General features: G+C 46.9%; 19 protein-coding genes. 13 read left to right on the top strand and 6 right to left on the bottom strand.

Features of this window, described 5'->3' with window-relative positions; translation table 11 throughout:
* The first annotated feature begins 4 nt into the window (after positions 1-4).
* From BLS58_RS04210 to BLS58_RS04195, 4 genes are all read left to right on the top strand, one after another.
* The gene (locus BLS58_RS04210) at positions 5-805 is read left to right on the top strand and encodes an MBL fold metallo-hydrolase (RefSeq protein WP_090396304.1); all 801 of its coding nucleotides are present in this window, start codon (positions 5-7) and stop codon (positions 803-805) included.
* Positions 806-979: 174 nt separating this feature from the next.
* Positions 980-2,242: a S1C family serine protease gene (locus tag BLS58_RS04205; protein WP_090396302.1), complete on the top strand. Its 1,263-nt coding sequence runs from the start codon at positions 980-982 to the stop codon at positions 2,240-2,242.
* Between the two features lie 162 nt (positions 2,243-2,404).
* Positions 2,405-2,884, top strand: a complete 480-nt coding sequence (gene rlmH, locus BLS58_RS04200; protein ID WP_090396300.1) for a 23S rRNA (pseudouridine(1915)-N(3))-methyltransferase RlmH — start codon at positions 2,405-2,407, stop codon at positions 2,882-2,884.
* Between the two features lie 36 nt (positions 2,885-2,920).
* Positions 2,921-3,613: a uracil-DNA glycosylase gene (locus BLS58_RS04195; protein ID WP_090396298.1), complete on the top strand. Its 693-nt coding sequence runs from the start codon at positions 2,921-2,923 to the stop codon at positions 3,611-3,613.
* 5 nt (positions 3,614-3,618) lie between these two features.
* On the opposite strand, the gene BLS58_RS04190 is transcribed toward BLS58_RS04195, so the two are convergent.
* Positions 3,619-4,113, bottom strand: a complete 495-nt coding sequence (locus tag BLS58_RS04190; RefSeq protein ID WP_090396296.1) for a glutathione peroxidase — start codon at positions 4,111-4,113, stop codon at positions 3,619-3,621.
* 139 nt (positions 4,114-4,252) lie between these two features.
* Between BLS58_RS04190 and BLS58_RS04185 the strand changes: the two genes are divergently transcribed.
* From BLS58_RS04185 to BLS58_RS04170, 4 genes are all read left to right on the top strand, one after another.
* On the top strand, positions 4,253-4,435 hold the full coding sequence (locus BLS58_RS04185) for a hypothetical protein (RefSeq protein WP_090396294.1): 183 nt from the start codon (positions 4,253-4,255) through the stop codon (positions 4,433-4,435).
* A 74-nt stretch (positions 4,436-4,509) separates the two neighbouring features.
* On the top strand, positions 4,510-6,255 hold the full coding sequence (locus tag BLS58_RS04180; RefSeq protein WP_090396292.1) for a M3 family oligoendopeptidase: 1,746 nt from the start codon (positions 4,510-4,512) through the stop codon (positions 6,253-6,255).
* 25 nt (positions 6,256-6,280) lie between these two features.
* Positions 6,281-6,541 (top strand): DUF5327 family protein, encoded by a 261-nt coding sequence (locus tag BLS58_RS04175; RefSeq protein WP_090396290.1) that lies wholly within the window; start codon positions 6,281-6,283, stop codon positions 6,539-6,541.
* Positions 6,542-6,803: 262 nt separating this feature from the next.
* A complete protein-coding gene (locus BLS58_RS04170; RefSeq protein WP_090396288.1) occupies positions 6,804-7,175 on the top strand; it encodes a DUF423 domain-containing protein in 372 nt (123 codons plus the stop codon).
* 1 nt (position 7,176) lies between these two features.
* Here the strand turns inward: BLS58_RS04170 and BLS58_RS04165 are convergent, their stop codons facing one another.
* The 4 genes from BLS58_RS04165 to BLS58_RS04150 form a co-directional block, all read right to left on the bottom strand.
* Entirely contained in the window at positions 7,177-7,719 is a 543-nt protein-coding gene (locus BLS58_RS04165; protein ID WP_090396287.1) for a small multi-drug export protein, read from the bottom strand.
* An 8-nt stretch (positions 7,720-7,727) separates the two neighbouring features.
* Positions 7,728-8,558 (bottom strand): DUF368 domain-containing protein, encoded by an 831-nt coding sequence (locus BLS58_RS04160; protein WP_090396286.1) that lies wholly within the window; start codon positions 8,556-8,558, stop codon positions 7,728-7,730.
* Positions 8,559-8,681: 123 nt separating this feature from the next.
* Positions 8,682-8,918: a ferredoxin family protein gene (locus BLS58_RS04155; RefSeq protein ID WP_090396285.1), complete on the bottom strand. Its 237-nt coding sequence runs from the start codon at positions 8,916-8,918 to the stop codon at positions 8,682-8,684.
* A 168-nt stretch (positions 8,919-9,086) separates the two neighbouring features.
* A complete protein-coding gene (locus BLS58_RS04150) occupies positions 9,087-10,862 on the bottom strand; it encodes an ABC transporter ATP-binding protein (RefSeq protein ID WP_090396284.1) in 1,776 nt (591 codons plus the stop codon).
* Between the two features lie 126 nt (positions 10,863-10,988).
* On the opposite strand from BLS58_RS04150, the gene BLS58_RS04145 reads away from it, so the two are divergent.
* The 5 genes from BLS58_RS04145 (at position 10,989) to BLS58_RS04125 (ending at position 14,535) form a co-directional block, all read left to right on the top strand.
* The gene (locus BLS58_RS04145) at positions 10,989-11,438 is read left to right on the top strand and encodes a DUF2188 domain-containing protein (protein ID WP_090396283.1); all 450 of its coding nucleotides are present in this window, start codon (positions 10,989-10,991) and stop codon (positions 11,436-11,438) included.
* Positions 11,439-11,575: 137 nt separating this feature from the next.
* Complete coding sequence (locus BLS58_RS04140; protein ID WP_090396282.1) at positions 11,576-11,959, top strand: GntR family transcriptional regulator; 384 nt, start codon at positions 11,576-11,578, stop codon at positions 11,957-11,959.
* Positions 11,956-12,834, top strand: coding sequence for an ABC transporter ATP-binding protein (locus tag BLS58_RS04135; protein ID WP_090396281.1), 879 nt, complete (start codon positions 11,956-11,958; stop codon positions 12,832-12,834). Before BLS58_RS04140 ends, BLS58_RS04135 begins: the two co-directional genes overlap by 4 nt.
* Positions 12,824-13,843: a hypothetical protein gene (locus tag BLS58_RS04130; RefSeq protein WP_090396280.1), complete on the top strand. Its 1,020-nt coding sequence runs from the start codon at positions 12,824-12,826 to the stop codon at positions 13,841-13,843. The genes BLS58_RS04135 and BLS58_RS04130 overlap by 11 nt, the downstream gene beginning before the upstream one ends.
* Positions 13,844-14,283: 440 nt before the next feature.
* On the top strand, positions 14,284-14,535 hold the full coding sequence (locus BLS58_RS04125; RefSeq protein WP_090396279.1) for a hypothetical protein: 252 nt from the start codon (positions 14,284-14,286) through the stop codon (positions 14,533-14,535).
* A gap of 334 nt (positions 14,536-14,869) precedes the next feature.
* Here the strand turns inward: BLS58_RS04125 and metE are convergent, their stop codons facing one another.
* Positions 14,870-17,134, bottom strand: coding sequence for a 5-methyltetrahydropteroyltriglutamate--homocysteine S-methyltransferase (metE, locus tag BLS58_RS04120; protein ID WP_090396278.1), 2,265 nt, complete (start codon positions 17,132-17,134; stop codon positions 14,870-14,872).
* Positions 17,135-17,146: the final 12 nt, after the last annotated feature.

Here is a 17,146-nt window from a genome sequence, read left to right as displayed (position 1 = left end):
CGGTATGGGGATGGCCTTTAGTGTTTTAGCCAGTGGCAGCACGGGAAACGCCATGTATGTGGAGACGAGTAAGACCCGGCTTTTAATCGACGCCGGACTCACCGGCAAAAAAATAGAGAAAATGTTTGCGCAGATCGATCGTTCGATTGCCGATATTGACGGCGTGCTTGTAACCCATGAACATAGCGATCATGTCAAAGGGGTCGGTGTCCTGGCCCGCAAATACCAAATCCCGGTCTATGCGAATGAAAAAACCTGGAAGCGGATGGCTGAAGATCTCGGGCCTGTCGACACCTCCCAATGCTTTCATATCGAAACGGGAGGTGTTTATCCTTTTTCCGATCTGGATGTAGAGACTTTCGCAGTATCGCACGACGCTGTCGACCCGATGTTTTTTGTCTTCCATCATGAAAATAAAAAAATAGCCCTGGCCACCGACATGGGTTATGTCAGTCAGCATATCAAGGGGGTACTCGCGGATGCCGATGCCCTTATCTTCGAAGCGAACCACGACATGAATATGCTGAGAATGGGGCGGTACCCCTGGAATGTTAAACGCAGAATTCTCGGAGATACCGGGCACGTATCAAATGATGACGCGGCGAAAGCCTTAACATCGATCATCGGGGATCGGACAAGGTACGTTTATCTGGCCCACTTGAGCCAGGATAATAATTTGAAGCAACTGGCAAGAATGACCGTTGAACAAACGTTGGGAACATATGAATTTGATTGTACGACAAACGGCGTACAAATTCGTGACACAGACCCCTATATGCCGACACCCATCCAGAAATTAATGTGAAATTATGAGTGAAAATCGTTCATTTCGGGTAGATTAAAATAGGTGCTAATATAACTGGAAACGACAGTTTTTTTCTGCAGATAAGTGCAACTAAGGCTTTCGCCAGGCTTGGCGATAAGCCAAGTTTTCTTTAATTTCATTAGAGAAACAGAAAAAGAAAGGTGGAGGGAGTAGATGGGCTACTATGACGATCACGTGGACAATAAAAGCAAAGAGAATCAAAAACGTCGCCGTGGCATGGGGCTATCCGGTTTTGTCGGGGCCATCCTTGGCGCGCTTGTCGTGGGCGCGTCCGTTGCTCTCATGCAAACCGATGACGCAGCAGACCCGGGGGCTCAAGACTCTGCTGAAGAAGGTTCTACAAATGACGATTACTTTGCCGGTGATACGGAGCAGGTAGACTTTGATATTAACACGGATGTTACAGAAGCCGTGGAAGGCGTTTCTGATGCCGTTGTCGGCGTCTTTAATATGCAGGAAGAAAACTTTTGGGGTGGCGGCGGCGGTCCCCAGGGAGAACCTGGCGGTGAAGGCGAAGGCATCGAGGCCGGCACCGGTTCCGGGGTGATTTACAATGTGGCAGATGGCCAGGCTTTTATCGTGACGAATGAGCACGTGATACGGGAATCCGATCAAGTGGAAGTCAGTTTGAGCGAAGGCCAGCGCGTGGAAGCTGAAATTGTCGGCGAGGACATATGGACGGATCTCGCTGTATTAAGTATTTCTACCGAGGATGTTGAGGATGACATTGATACCGTCGCCGACTTTGGCGATTCGGATAATCTGACGCCCGGGGAGCCGGCGATCGCGATCGGGAATCCTTTGGGGCCGACGTTTGCTCGTACCGTTACGCAAGGCATTGTTAGTGGGGTAGACCGTTCCATTCCGGTTGACCTGACAGGCGATGGCCAGATTGACTGGAATTCGGAAGTCATTCAGACAGATGCTGCGATTAACCAGGGCAATAGCGGCGGCCCGTTGCTGAACGCTCAAGGTGAAGTCGTCGGCATTAATTCCATGGAAATCGCCCAGGGAGAAGGGATGGGTTTCGCGATTCCATCATCCATTGCCCTGCCTGTCATTGAAGATATCGAGAACGTGGGTGAAGTGCAGCGGCCTGAGTTAGGGGTCGAGATGGGCTCCATCAGTGATATTCCAAGTTATCATTGGCAGGAAACGCTTAATTTACCGGAGGATGTCACCGCAGGTGTCTTTATTACGAACGTGATTCAAGGCTCTTCGGCTGATAACGGCGGCCTACAGGAATATGATGTGATCGTGGCCATGGATGAACAAGAGATCGAGTTTGCCCACGATCTGCGTATGTATCTCTATACGGAACTCTCCGTAGGCGATGAAGTCACGATATCTTTCTATCGCGATGGTGAATTACAGGAAACAACGATCGAACTCGAAGAACAACAAGACAGTATTTAAGGGCAGCTGATAAAGGAGTCCTCAAGGTTTTGGGGATTCCTTTGCACGTTTCTGTCCACACGCAAGGTAACATATAAGCCGAAGATTCACAGGAAACAGAAGAAAAACCAACAGGTTTTTGTTAATATGTGGATAACTTTTGTGGATAAGGGGTCTGGCAGGATGAACATTCAGTTGCTCGTCGTTGGGAAATGCAAGGAAAAATACTTACTGGCAGGCATCGAGGAATATGAAAAGCGTCTGAAAAAAGACGTGAAATTCTCGATGACCGAGGTTGCAGATGAACGTGCGCCGGAACGTTTCAGCGAGAAAGAAGCGCAGCAGGTGATGAAAAAAGAAGGAGAACGCCTATGGCAACATGTAAAGCCGCAATCGTATGTCATTGCCCTGGATCGTAAAGGCAAAATGTTCAGCTCGGAAGAAATGGCGTCTCATATCGATCAACTTGCCTTGCACGGACGAAGCCATCTTACGTTTATCATCGGCGGTTCACTTGGTCTCAGCGATGACGTTTTACAGCAAGCCGATTTACGTTGGTCATTTTCAACGCTCACTTTTCCTCATCAGCTCATGCGCTTAATGGTTGTAGAACAAATTTATCGAGCACTGCAAATTCAAAAAGGCACGCCTTATCATAAATAGACCAGGCATGTTTCACGTGAAACAAGGGGAGGAGGAATGAACACATTGAAGGTGCCTCTGGACAACGATTGGTCCGAACATTTGCATGAAGAGTTTACAAAAGATTATTACCAACAACTTCGCGCCTTTTTAAAAAAAGAGTACGCGGAAAAATCGATTTATCCGGATATGTTTGATATTTTTAACGCGCTGCATTATACATCCTATGAAAATACGAAAGTCGTGATTCTGGGCCAGGACCCTTATCACGGACCGATGCAAGCACATGGTTTAAGCTTTTCCGTGCAGCCGGGGGTGAAACTTCCTCCGTCCCTTCGGAACATATTCCAGGAACTGGTCAGCGATATAGGGTGTGAAATGCCGGAAAACGGGGATTTGCGCGGGTGGGCCCGACAAGGGGTATTGCTTTTGAACACGGTTTTGACCGTTCGAGCCCATGAAGCGGCTTCCCATCAAGGCAAAGGCTGGGAAACGTTTACGGATCAAGTGATTAAATGCGTGAGCGCAAAAACAGATCCGGTCGTTTTTATTCTATGGGGGCGGCATGCCCAAAAAAAAGTGACCTTCATCGAAAGTCAGCATGCCGTTTTGCGATCTCCTCATCCGAGTCCTTTAGCTGCTCATAATGGCTTTTTTGGCAGCCGACCGTTTTCCAAAACCAACGCGTTTCTGGAACGGTCCGGCCGAGAGACGATTCAATGGTGTGCGAGCGGGGTAGAAGAAGGCTAACGCCTTCATTCCTGTTCGAGGCCCCGTTCGATCATTTGCTTGATCTGTGGGTCATCCGGGCGGGTGGCGCTTTTAAAACTGCCGAGGATTTCGCCGTTTCTGGAGATAATGAACTTCTCAAAATTCCAGTCGATTTGGCCGCCGGGGTTTGACTTGTCGAGCAACCATTGGTAGAGGGGATGCTGAGCCTGCCCGCGTGCATGAACCTTGTCAAACACTTCGAACTCGACACCATAATTTTCTTCGCAAAACGCCGCGATGTCTTCATTGCTCCCGGGCTCTTGCCCGCCGAAATCGTTGGACGGAAAAGCGAGGACTTCAAACCCCCGGTCCCGATATTCTTCGTAGATGTCTTCCAGTTGTTCATATTGAGGCGTGAATCCGCACTCGGAGGCAACATTCACGATCAGCAATACGTTTCCCTGGTAGTCACCGAGACTTATCTCTTCTCCGTTGGCTTTTTTCACGTTCATTCGGAAAAGACCTGAATCTGAGCTCATGATTGACAACTCCTTCTAGGGTGATGGTTCCTATCAGAATGATACCCACAAATGGATATGTAAAAACGTTCATTTAGCCTGTTTATCGTTTTCCGATTACGGGAAAACCTAAATACACCATATGTCCGGAGGTGAAACGATGATTAAAATCGATGATATGCAAATCCCGGCAGAGCGATACGAAGATGTTGATCGCGCTCGGGAGGCATTGCAACAAGATGAAGTGATCGTCAAGGATAATGAAGGCAGCTATTGGATCGTGGATAATGAAAATTTCCCCAAAATCGAACCTTATGGATATGAGCGAGTGCAACCACGTTGACACTTTAACCGGGAATAGGACCTTATGGGAAGGTCCTTTTTATCGGTGAATTTTTTATATGGGATGGTGTAGAGATGTCAAAACTACAGTGGGATTTATCGTCCATTTTTGACGGAGGAAGCGTAGATTCTTCGGAGTTCACATCTTTTGTTGAACAGTTGGAAACGGATATTAAGGGTTTGCAGCAACGAGTGGAATCGCTCGCAAAAGGGGATGTCGAGACGTTTGCAGACCACTTTCTTGAATTGGAGAAGCTGATGGCAAAGCTGCAGGAAGCATTTGCCTTTACCACATGTCTTGTCAGTGCCAATGTGAAGGATCAAAGGGCAAAACAGTGGAAGGCAGATCTTAAGCCATTGCGCACACAATTGCAAGCTCATCTTTTACATATATCGGACAAAGACTGGCAGAAGCTTTTGGCACGTCCGGACATGGCGAAGCGTTCCTTTCCGCTTACCGAACGCCGGGAACGAATCAAGAAAAAGATGAAACCGGAACAGGAACAACTTGCCGAGGCATTAGGCCAGGATGGCTATCACGGTTGGAACGACATGTACAGTACGCTGGTGGCGCAAATGCGTGTAACCGTAGATGGGGAAACACTTTCTGTCGGCCAGGCGAATAATAAAACGGGGAGTAGCGATCGTGCAATACGGGAAAAGTGGTCGCGAGCCCTCGCTGACAAATGGGAAGAGCATGAAGATTTATTCGCCGAAACGATCAATCATTTAGCGGGTTTCCGTCTCGGCCTTTATGAACAAAGGGGTTGGGAGGATCCTTTGAAAGAACCATTGATGATTAACCGTATGCAAAAAGAAACGCTGGACGCCATGTGGAGCGCGATTGAAGAGGTGAAACCGACGATTGTTGATTTTATCCGCCGTAAAAAAGCCTGGCTCGGCATTGAGTCGTTAAACATGCATGATATTTCGGCGCCGATAGAGACAGACGTCGGAAGCGAAGAGATTCCATATGATGAAGCTGCGAACGAGATCGAAACACGTTTTCGCAACGTCAGTCCGGCCATGGCTGATTTTGCCCGGAAAGCATTTGACAAACAATGGATCGAAGCCGAAGACCGTGACAACAAAGGCCCGGGCGGCTTTTGTACATCCTTTCCCGTCTCCGGCGAGAGTCGTATTTTTATGACGTATGACGGGTCGCCGGGCAGTGTACAGACATTGGCACACGAGCTGGGTCATGCTTTTCATCAACACGCGATGGAGGAGTTGCCGCACTTTACGACGAAATACGCGATGAATGTCGCCGAAACCGCTTCAACCTTCGCCGAGCAAATCATTGCTGAGGCCGCCGTTCAGGAGGCCGAAACCAGAGAAGAAAAAATCAAGCTCCTCGATACAAAAATCAATCGCAGTTGTGCCTTTTTCATGAATATCCACGCCCGGTTTTTATTTGAAAAACGTTTTTATGAACAGCGAAAACAGGGGTGGTTAAGCGCGGATGACTTGAAAGCGCTCATGGTAGAGGCTCAAAAAGAAGCGTATCGTGAAGAGTTGGATGAATATGATCCCCACTTTTGGGCGTCGAAACTGCATTTTTTTATCACGCAAACGCCGTTTTATAATTTTCCTTATACGTTCGGGTATTTGTTCAGTTTAGGGGTTTACCAACGCCTGCGGGAAGATCAGGATGACTTTGAGGCGGCCTATATTTCTTTGTTAAAAGATACGGCGGCTATGCCCGTTGAAAAATTGGCCGAGAAACACTTGAATGCAGATATTACGAAAAAAGACTTCTGGCTTGAAGCCACGCGTCCGATTGTGGATGATATTGAACAATTTCTCGAGTTAACCGAATAGCCGGGGAACGATGAGGGGGGATTTGATGCACGTCTCTGCAGAAACGTTGATAGCGAAAATCAAGCGGGAAACAGAGCAACTTGAGCGTACGGTTGCCGATGGGGCTTCAGCTGAAAAGATACGGGAACATGCGCGGCTGCTGCGTGCATACAGCGAGTTGCTGGCAGAGGGCAGTGAGACTTCGGTAAAAGCGGAACCAGCGGATGCGGATGGCCCCGTGTCCATTCATCGCCCGCGGGAGGAGCAAGAAGGATCGAATAACAGCAGGAATTTACTGGAATTTTGATCATGAAAACGCGTTAGGGTGTCAATAATGGCAGATGACGTCCTAACGTATCGTGTCATCTGCCGTTAGGTCGTCAACGTTGGCCAATGGTGCCCTAACGCGTTGTATCGTAAGGCGTAAGGTCGTCAACCCTGGCTAATGAAGCCCTAACGTATTGTATCGTAAGCCTTTAGGTCCTCAACGTTGCTGTATGCACCCTTAACGTATCATTGTGGTAGGGCAGAACGAAAAAACATGCTCGCGAAAGTGTGGTGAAAATAAAATGGCAAGAATTATATTGGCCATCGGAACCATAATGGCAGCGCTCGCGGTAGCCATAGGCGCATTCGGTGCCCACGGCCTGGAAGGAAGGGTCAGCGAGCGAATGCTGGAAAACTACCAAACCGGCGTCCAGTATCATATGTTTCACGCGTTGGGAATGATCGCTGCTGGGCTGACAGCAGCGCTGGCTGGGGGTAATGCCCTCCTCGGTTGGTCGGGAGGATTGATGTTTTTCGGCATCATTGTCTTTTCCGGGAGCCTTTACACGATGGCATTGACCGGAATGACCTGGCTCGGCGCGATTACACCGATCGGCGGCGTAGCTTTTATCGTCGGGTGGATTTTGTTAACGGTGGCTGTATTTAAGATTTGAACTAACGAAAAAACGCATCCATCCCCAGGTGAACCGCAACACCGGTAACGATCGACCAAATGGCAAGACTAATGATCATCCATATCGATACGTAGGCGCGGTTGCCTCCAAAAGTACAAGCCATAAGGGCTGTTAAATGGCTGCTGAGCAAGCCGGTCCCAAGGATCGCGAGCCCTGGCAATCCATATTTGTCCCATAATTTATAGGCTTTTTGGGTTTGTTTGCTTGAGTACTTTTCATACGCGGAGGTTTCGGCGGTATCGTCGGCTTCCGTTTCCATGTGCTCAACACTATCTTCTTCAGCAGCTTCAGCAGGCTCGGGAACAGGAGCCTTTTCCCTTCTTCTTTTCCTTATGAGCTCGCGCACCTTGTCCACGAGTAAGATGAGCAGAAGCACGGTGGCTAAATTTCCGAGAAAGGCGATTATAATAATTGGTATGGTCGGTAACCCGACAATAATACCGATGGGAATAACGACCATATATTCGATAAGAGGGATCGCAGCTCCCACGAATACGATAAGCAGATAGATCAAATAGTCCATAAGTCACCTCATTGCTTGTGTTCGACTCTTCCGAGAAAAAAGGCAACAGAAAAGCCCAGGATAAAGGCGATCAATGAAGCCAATAGTCCACTAACGCCGGCAGGTATCCCCTGAAATATCACCGACACAGACCCTAATACCATGCCGGTGACCACCGCGTATGTCCCCACCGGAAATTGTTTCAAAAAGAAATGCACGATTTTACTTGTAATCAGGACACCGATACCGATGCCTGCGATCAGGGTCAGCAAAATCGGGAAATGAAAGTTTTCCAGTGCATCAATAATCGTCCTGTAATAGCCGAACAACAGTAAAATCAGGGAGCCGCTTAATCCCGGCAGAATCATGGCCGAACTGGCGACCCAGCCGAGAAAAAAGATGGCTATATAATTCTGGGTAGTGAGCGAATCAAGCATACTCATTTGTCCGCCGGGATTCTGTACAAACCCAAACCAAACGATCAAGGCAAAGGAAATAAATAAGATAAAATAATGAATACCTGAAAAGGACCGTTTATAATCAATACTTTTCAAAAGAAAAGGCACAACCCCGATGATTAATCCGAGAAAAAAAAATGAAAGTTGATTCGGGTAATTTTCAAAAAGCCAACTAATCGCCTGGGCGCTTGAAAAGACAGCCAATAAAATGCCGGCTATAAGCGGCACAAGAAAAGCGAGACTATCTTTCCATTGTCGTGTCGACAATCCATTAATCGAGGCGATTAAACGTTCATAAATGCCGAGAACGATGGCGATGGTCCCGCTGCTGACCCCGGGAACCGTTTCAAATCCCCCCATGATTAATCCGCGCCAGAGGTTATGCAAATCAACCTTCCCCATATGTATGAATCCCCCTCACTTTAACTGTTATACCACGCCAGCCCTAAAAAAATCCACCGGGAAAAAAAGCAGATGCTGACAACCTGTAAGGTTGCCCGCACCTGTACCGAAAAAAGTATCTGACTATCCTTCATAAAAAGCGCGGTTTATTTCGATGTATTGAGCTTCTTCTTCCGGTACTTCATCGTCTGGATAAATAGCTTCCACCGGACATACGGGCTCACATGCACCGCAATCTATACAGATATCCGGATCAATGTAGAACATGTCCTTACCTTCTTCGATGCAATCAACCGGACATACTTCTACACAAGATCCGTTTTTTTCTCCTATACAGGGTGAAGTAATGACGAATGGCATCTGTATCTCACCTCCCTAACGTGATTATAACGGATAAATGAAAGTGAATAAAACACTTTATAGCAAAAAATCCTATATTGATAACCATCAATCAGACGTTGCCCCGTATTGTAACATATCTGTGTCCCTAAAAGGGCAAATACATGTCAAAATCGTTGATCTCGATGTTCAGCTAAACACTTGCTGCTGAAACTGCGACTGATACAGACGTCGATAATGGCCGTTTTTTTCCAGCAATTCCCTATGCGTTCCTTGTTCGATCATACGCCCTTCATCAAGGACGATAATGTGATCGGCATTTTGGATCGTTGAAAGACGGTGGGCGATAACAAGCGTTGTGCGATCCTGAAGCAATTCCGCCAGGCCAGCCTGAATCGTCTTTTCCGCTTCGGTATCAAGGGCAGAGGTGGCTTCATCGAGCAAAATGATGCTCGGGTCTTTTAGCAGGGCGCGGGCAATGGAGATCCGCTGTTTCTGCCCCCCGGAGAGCTTCACGCCCCGTTCGCCGACAGTGGCTTCATATCCATCCGCCAGCTCTTCGATAAAACTATCCGCGTAAGCCACGCGCGCGGCTTGCCTGATGTCGTCAAAACTGGCTTGTGTCTGGCCGTAGGCAATGTTGTCATAAATCGTGCCATTGAACAGGACGACATCCTGGCTGACGACACCGATTTGCGAGCGCAGAGACGAAAGCGTGACCTCGTCAATGCGCGTGCCATCTATAGTAATGTGACCGTCTGTAGGATCGTAAAACCGACTGATCAGCTGCGTAAGGGTAGTTTTTCCCGAACCCGAAGGACCGACGATTGCGGTTGTTTTTCCGGCATGAAAGTGGGCATCGACCTCTTTGAGCACAAGGTTATCTTCATAAGCGAAAGAGACATGATGAAAATGAATATCCCCGTGGCGAATGTCTAACGGTTTAGCGTGGGCGGGATCCTGTATGACCGGTTTCGTCTCCAGGACCGCCATAATCCGGTCATAGGCTGCCGCCGCCTGTTGAATCGTGTTCATCAAGCGACTCACCCGTCTGATGGGGTTTTGTAAAAGACGCACATACACGATAAAGGTGGCGATCATGCCGACGGTCATTTCCCCGCCGATCGTTTGCCAGGCGCCAACGACAATCACGATGGCCATGCCTAGGTAATTGACAAAATTCACGAGAGGTCCAAACAACGAGAAGTTTTTGGCAGCATGAATGTTCGCCTTACGGTTTGATTCGTTGCGTCTGGAAAATTGCTCCTCTTCATGGCCTTCCATGGCAAACGATTTGACGAGGCGAATGCCCGAAAAGGTGTCCTGCAAATGATTATTCATGTCAGCCAGGGTTCCCTGGACCTCCCAATAAGCCCTTCGTATCCGTTTGGCAAAATAACGGGTGAGAAAAAAGAGAAGGGGAAACGTCAACAAAATAAGCGTGGCCAGCTGCCAATTGACATAAAACATATACGTGGAAATCGCGATAAAGATGAAAATATCCGTCATCAAATTTAAAAGGCCCGAAGACAGCAACTGCTGCAACATATTGACGTCGTTCGTCATCCGCGACATTAAATCCCCGGTGCGGTTACGGTCAAAAAAGGAAACATCCGCGTGCTGCATATGGCTATAAAGATCATTTCGCAGCGTATAAAGAGCCCGTTGACCGACGATCGCCATCAGATAGCTCCCCGTAAACTGAAAACCTATGAGAAGGGTGGCCCCGCCAATGACACCGACGATAATCCAGATGAGCATATCCAGCTGCTGTTCAGGAATGACGACATCAATCGTGTATTGTATAAATTGCGGAAGAGCAAACTCAATCAACGCCACAAACAGTACGGCGATCAGCGCGATCAAAGTCAAGCGCCAATGCGGCCGAACCCTGGAAAATAAATCAGCAAACATTTGACGCACACTTTGTTTCCGCGGTTTTTCTTCCAAAGCACTTCCCTTCATCGACGGGACTCCTCCTTTGACGTACAAAGAGCGTATCGGAAAATAAGTCAGCTTGTCAAAGCTATAGCTTGCGTTTAACATATATAGCTTTCGGAAATAGTCATTAAAAACGAAAGGTGGATTACCATGGCCTGGAATATGAATGACTATCCCTCTTCATTGAAGAACCTTGATAAAGCAGTTAAAAAGAAGGCCATTGAAATCGGGAATGCCATGCTCGAGGATGGATATGATGAGGGAAGGGCGATACCGATCGCTACTGAACAAGCGAAGGAGTGGCATGAGAATGCTACCGATAAGGAGATTCAGCAATTTTTAAAAGAAGGAGATACGAGTGTGGAAGGCGATCGGGATAACAGCCGTCCCGAATTGCTCGAGCGCCCGCAGTTTGTGACTCCGCATCAAGACGGCGGTTGGGCTGTCCAGGCGGAAGGCGCTTATCAGCCATCCGAAGTGTTTGCCAATAAAAAAGAAGCGGTTAAACGTGGCCGCGAGATCGCGCGTAATAAGGGAACACAACTGGTGATCCATCGCCAGGATGAAAGTGTGGAAGAAAAACAGAATTATGAACGATAATCAGGATTGTTGAAGTATATTATGCAAATCTCAGCCGAAATGGCTGAGATTTTTAATTGACAACTTTAGAGGCCTTTTTTATACTAATTGTATTAGTTTAACTAATACATATAGATGACCCCCAGAGGAGGGCATATATGCTTACCATTGATGCGAGGAGTACGGAGCCGATCTATCGTCAGATTATCAATCAAATTAAGGAACAAGTGGCCCGGGGGATTTTAAAAGTTGATGATAAAATTCCTTCTGTTCGGGAATTATCTTCACAAATCGTCGTCAACCCGAACACGGTCAGCAAAGCGTATCAAGAGTTGGAAAGGGAAGGGATTATTGTCACGATGCGCGGGAGGGGCACATTTATTAACGAGTATATCCCAGACGAAATTCCTACTAAAGCTATCGAACATGTCAGAACACAAATCAAACAAATCGTTCTGGAAGGATACTACGCCGGAATTGAAAAAGAAGTCATGCAGGACTGGGTTGCATGTTACTACAATCAGCTTGGGGGAAAGTCATGATACAGGTGCAAAACGTTTCCAAAACGATAGGACAACAACAAGTTTTAACGGATGTAACATTTACTGTGGGGAAAGGAACTATTACCGGAATCGTAGGTCGAAATGGAGCCGGCAAAACGACATTATTACGGACGATGGTTACCATTGTAGATCCCGACCAAGGAACAATTTCTGTGAATGGCAAGGATGTGCTTGCACATCCTGAAACAAAAGGACCTATTATGTACGTGGAGGATAGTGTTGAGGCTTTAAAAAATTATTCAGTTTCCGGCATTGTGTCATTATACGCTGATATTTATCCGAAATTTGACCATGCTTATTTTCAGGAATTGATGGATCGGTTTCAAATGACGAGAGCGAAAAAGGTGAAACAATACTCGAAAGGTCGAAAAGCGTTGTTCTCTCTCATTCTCGCTTTTGCGACTAAGCCTCAATACGTACTCCTTGATGAGCCAACCGATGGCCTTGATGTCATCGCAAAAAAAGAGCTTATGCGTTTCATGCTTTATGAAGTGGCGAAAGAAGAGATTTCTATCATAATCGCCACCCATCGACTCGATGAATTGGAAAGCTTGGCTGATCAACTGTTGGTCATCAAGGAAGGGGAGATCGCTGAAACGTTCCTATTGGATGACTTGCGTGACACTTATAAAAAATGGCAGGTTGTTTACCGTGAAAAAATGCCGGATTCGCTTTGGGATCAACTTTATATCTTGCAACAATCAGGGCGAGCGTATACGTGTCTGGCAGTCGGGAATCTTCAAGAGTTGGAAACCGAGTTGCAGAAAACTGACCCCTTGTTATACGAAGAACTTCCTTTAACCCTCGAAGATCTATTCGTGGCTAAGTTAGGGGGCGAAGAGATTGCTGAATAAAGCTTTACTTAAAAAAGACTTCAAGCTCTCAGCGATGGTGATATTGGTTTTAACGATGATTTTCGTGATTGCATATCCTTTGAGAACAATCATGGAACTGAACCAACTAAGGGTGTTCGATGATTATCAAACGCAAACGCATATGTTTGAGCAATCTTATCATGGTTTTGTAGAAAACATTTTCATGAACAATCCGCTAACGATGTTCAGTGTTATTGGCGTTGTCGTATTGGGAGGGGTGTTGATCGGTTTAGAACGCAACACACGCCGTCATGTTTTTAACCTTTCTCTCCCGTTTGCCCGCCGAAAACTATTCGGTACGAAGGCCATTATTGGCTTGGTGTCTATAACAACTATGATGACGTTAAGTGTTTTGGCCGCCTATAGTATTATCTGGTCATCCGAATATAGCGAGCTCCTTACTGAATTCCATTTAGTGGATATGCTCGTCATTCCATTACTTACGTATTTAGCGATTTTCGCCTTCACTCTATTTACGGGAACTGTTGCAGGGGAGATGATTTCCCAGATCGTCTTAAGCTTCATCTTTTTGATTTTTCCGTATGGGTTTCTGATTTTGACCAGCCTTTTTCTAAGGACACATGGGATGGTCTCGCCCCCGATCCACACAAACGAATGGATTAATGATATGGTTATGAGTTTAGTCTTGCCATTACAGTTAGGGGAGAGCGGATATATACACGAATATCAATGGCTGATAACGTTAATCTTTCTCGTAGTCTCCTTATTTCTTGGAAACGCTCTATATAAAAAAGGGAAAAGTGAACGCAACGGTGAGTTTTTGTTATTTCCATCATTAAAACCTTTCTTTATGATTGGTATTGTCGGTTGTTCCGCATTGTTAGGAGGCATGATTTTTAGTGCCTTCGGACAGCCCGCAGGAGCAGCGATTCCTTTTTATTGGCTAGGTGCGATTGTTGTTGGTGGGTTAGCTTTTTGGATCACAAGGCGCTTGTTGCAGATGAATGTCACAATGAAAAATAATTAAGAAAAAGAAAACGAAAAAGAAAAAGCTCTTCACCAAAATCTATCGTTGATATCTGTGAATATTTATGGTAATAACACTAGCTAGCGGAGGAAAAACACGGAGACTCCTGTGGGAAAGCGCAGTGGGAAGACCCCGCAGAAAAAAGCGAATTTCTTTTTTCGAGGAGGCTGAGCGCAAGCCCACGGAAAGCGTAGTGTTTTTCCGTAGCTGTTACCATCGTTCATGATTATATCTTTTTTTAACCATAGATTTTAGTGTTGACCCTCAATTTATTATTGAAAACGAGCATGTGGAAATAAGGAACATACAAATCACGGCTGGATTTGGAAGTACGGTTGCTTTAATTGTGTATGAGCGCATTTAAATATAAAGAATAGCGCATACGTTGAGCCAATATTTTATGGCAAGGGACATATGATGAAGAGGGAGGGTGATAGCGAATGATTCATAAAACACATGTCACATGGACGAAAAAGGAAACCAAAGAAGAATCGGAGGCTACCAAGCACGCACTTAAAAATGATTATCTTCTTAATCAATCTATACAAGCGGTGAAAGATGACCTTGTAAAGAAAGGTGTGATCTCAAAAAGCAGCCAGGATGTCCGCGTCAGTTTCGAAGTGGACGGGGAGATATACAGCGAGAAAGAGGAGGACGAATTGACGTTCAACTTGAAGTTAAACTCACGCTAATCCCCTTCACCAACGAATAATAGCTACCCAGAGTTTTTATACTTTAGGGTAGCTATTAGTTAATCATCCCCCAAAAGCGAAGAGAGCCATGGCGGGAGGTACGATAAAGGGATAATCATACCCCAAAAGCGAAGAGAGCCATGGCGGGAGGTATGATAAAGGGATAATCATACCCCAAAAGCGGAACGTGCCCTCGCGCGAGGTATGATAAAATCATAATCGTACCCCGAATTAGCTGAGGAATCTACAGACGGTGTTTTTGCTAATGCTCCTGACGAAACCGAGGAAGAACGAAAATAGCCGCAGTCTCCAAATTGAAGACTGCGGCTATTCGTTAACCGGTTATTTCTGCTCTTGCCTTTTGGGCGGCATTTACCATTTTTTTCAGTGCCGCGATCGTTTCTTCCTCGCCGCGCGTCTTCAGGCCGCAATCCGGATTGACCCAGAAAAGGTCGGCCGGGAGGACGTTGAGGGCGCGATGAAGGATATGGAGCATTTCGTCTTCGGATGGTACGCGCGGACTGTGAATGTCATAGACGCCCAGGCCAATGCCTTTGTCATACACGTTGTCTTCAAACGTTTCCAGGATGTCTCCCTGGCTGCGAGAAGTTTCAATGGAAATGACGTCGGCGTCCAGGGCGCTGATCGTCGTAATAATGTCCTGGAATTCACTGTAGCACATGTGCGTGTGAATCTGGGTGGTATTTTTCACATGGGAAGAGCTGAGTCTAAACGCATGCACGGCCCAATCCAAATACGTCTGCCAATCTTCGCGTTTCAGAGGCAACCCCTCGCGTAAGGCAGGTTCATCGATTTGGATCATCTCAATACCCGCTTCTTCGAGCGCGCTTACTTCCTCTTTAATCGCTTCGGCAATTTGAAAAGCGACTTGCTGTTTCGGTAAATCGTCACGTTCGAAAGACCAGTTAAGAATCGTCACGGGACCGGTGAGCATGCCTTTTACAGGTTTATCGGTCAACGATTGCGCATAGACGGTTTCTTCAACGGTCATGGGTTCCTTGAAGCGAACATCGCCGTAAATAATCGGAGGCTTGACCCCGCGGGAGCCATATGATTGCACCCAGGCATGTTTCGTAAAGGCGAAACCTTCCAAACGTTCCCCGAAAAATTCCACCATATCGTTACGTTCGAATTCGCCGTGAACAAGTACGTCCAGGCCGATGTCTTCCTGGTGCTCGATCCATGTCCTGATATGGGACTGAATGGCCGATTGATATTCCTCCTGAGACAGTTCTCCTTTTTTATACCGCGCCCGCAGGCGACGAACATCTCTCGTTTGCGGGAAGCTGCCGATCGTTGTCGTCGGAAGCGTGGGCAATGGCCACTTCTCAAGTTGTTTTTCCCGCCGTTCTTCATAGCTTAACGGACGGCTGACTTCCTGGAAGGCAGAGTTATCAGGCTCTTCCTTGCGCCAACCCTTTGTTTTAAGGTCTGCAAAAATCTGTTCATTGTCTTCCAGTATTTTGGCATTCGCTTCAGATTCGCCTGCAGCTAAATTGTGCAATGTAATAAGCTCTTCCATTTTCTCATCCGCGAATGAAAGGGCGCGTTTTAAAGTTTCGTCAAGGTCGGGCTCATTTTCCACGGTGACAGGTGTGTGTAATAAACTCGCGGAAGGCTGCAGCCACACGTTATCTTCATCTACAACGATTTGAATCTCCTGCAATAATACGCGTTTATCCCGCAATTTTGCTTTCCAGATATTGCGCCCGTCAATGATGCCCGCCGCGAGCACTTTATCTTCCGGGAAGCCGTGTGTTTGCAGGGCGTGAAGGTTTTTGCCCTGATCATGGACGAAGTCCAGGCCGAACCCGGCTACGGGAAGTTGAATGACTTTTTCATAATGACTGACTGCATCAAAGTACGTTTGCAAAAGAAGGTTGAGCTGCGGCACTTCTTTTTGCAAAGTTTCATAAGCTTTGGCGACGAGAGTGAGGTCTTCCTCCGGAATCGTTGTGACAAGGGATGGTTCGTCCACCTGCACCCATTGCACCCCTGCATCAGCCAGCTCCGTAAAGAGTTGCGTGTACACGTTGGTCAACTGCTCAAGCAGTTCGGGAAAGGCTTCGCTCTCGTAATGTTTTGCCAATTTAAGAAAGGAATAAGGCCCGATAACGACCGGTTTGCCTTCTATGCCGAGTTCTTCCCTGGCTTCTTTATAGGCTTCGAGCAGGTAGTTCTCTTTCAGGGACGGCGTTGTATTGCCGATTTCCGGAACGATGTAGTGATAATTCGTGTTGTACCATTTCGTCATTTCCGAGGCGTGCACATCTTTATTGCCGCGGGCCATGGCAAAGTACGTATCCAACGGGACTTTCCCGCCCTCGTAGGTGAAACGCTCCGGGATAAACCCGAACATAGTGGCTGCGTCCAGAATATGGTCGTAATAAGTAAAGTCGCCAACAGGGATATATTCAATGCCGGCATCCTGTTGTTTTTTCAGATGGTTCAAGCGGATTTTTTTCATCTCGGCATGGAGATCTTCAGCGCTCAGATTGCCGGCCCAATGGTCTTCCAGCGCTTTTTTCCATTCTCGCTTTTCTCCGATGCGAGGATAGCCTAATAGACTCGTGTTCACCAGTATCGCCTC

The organism is Natribacillus halophilus (assembly GCF_900100185.1).
GTDB lineage: Bacteria > Bacillota > Bacilli > Bacillales > Marinococcaceae > Natribacillus > Natribacillus halophilus.
This window is presented reverse-complemented; position numbering and strand designations above follow the sequence as displayed.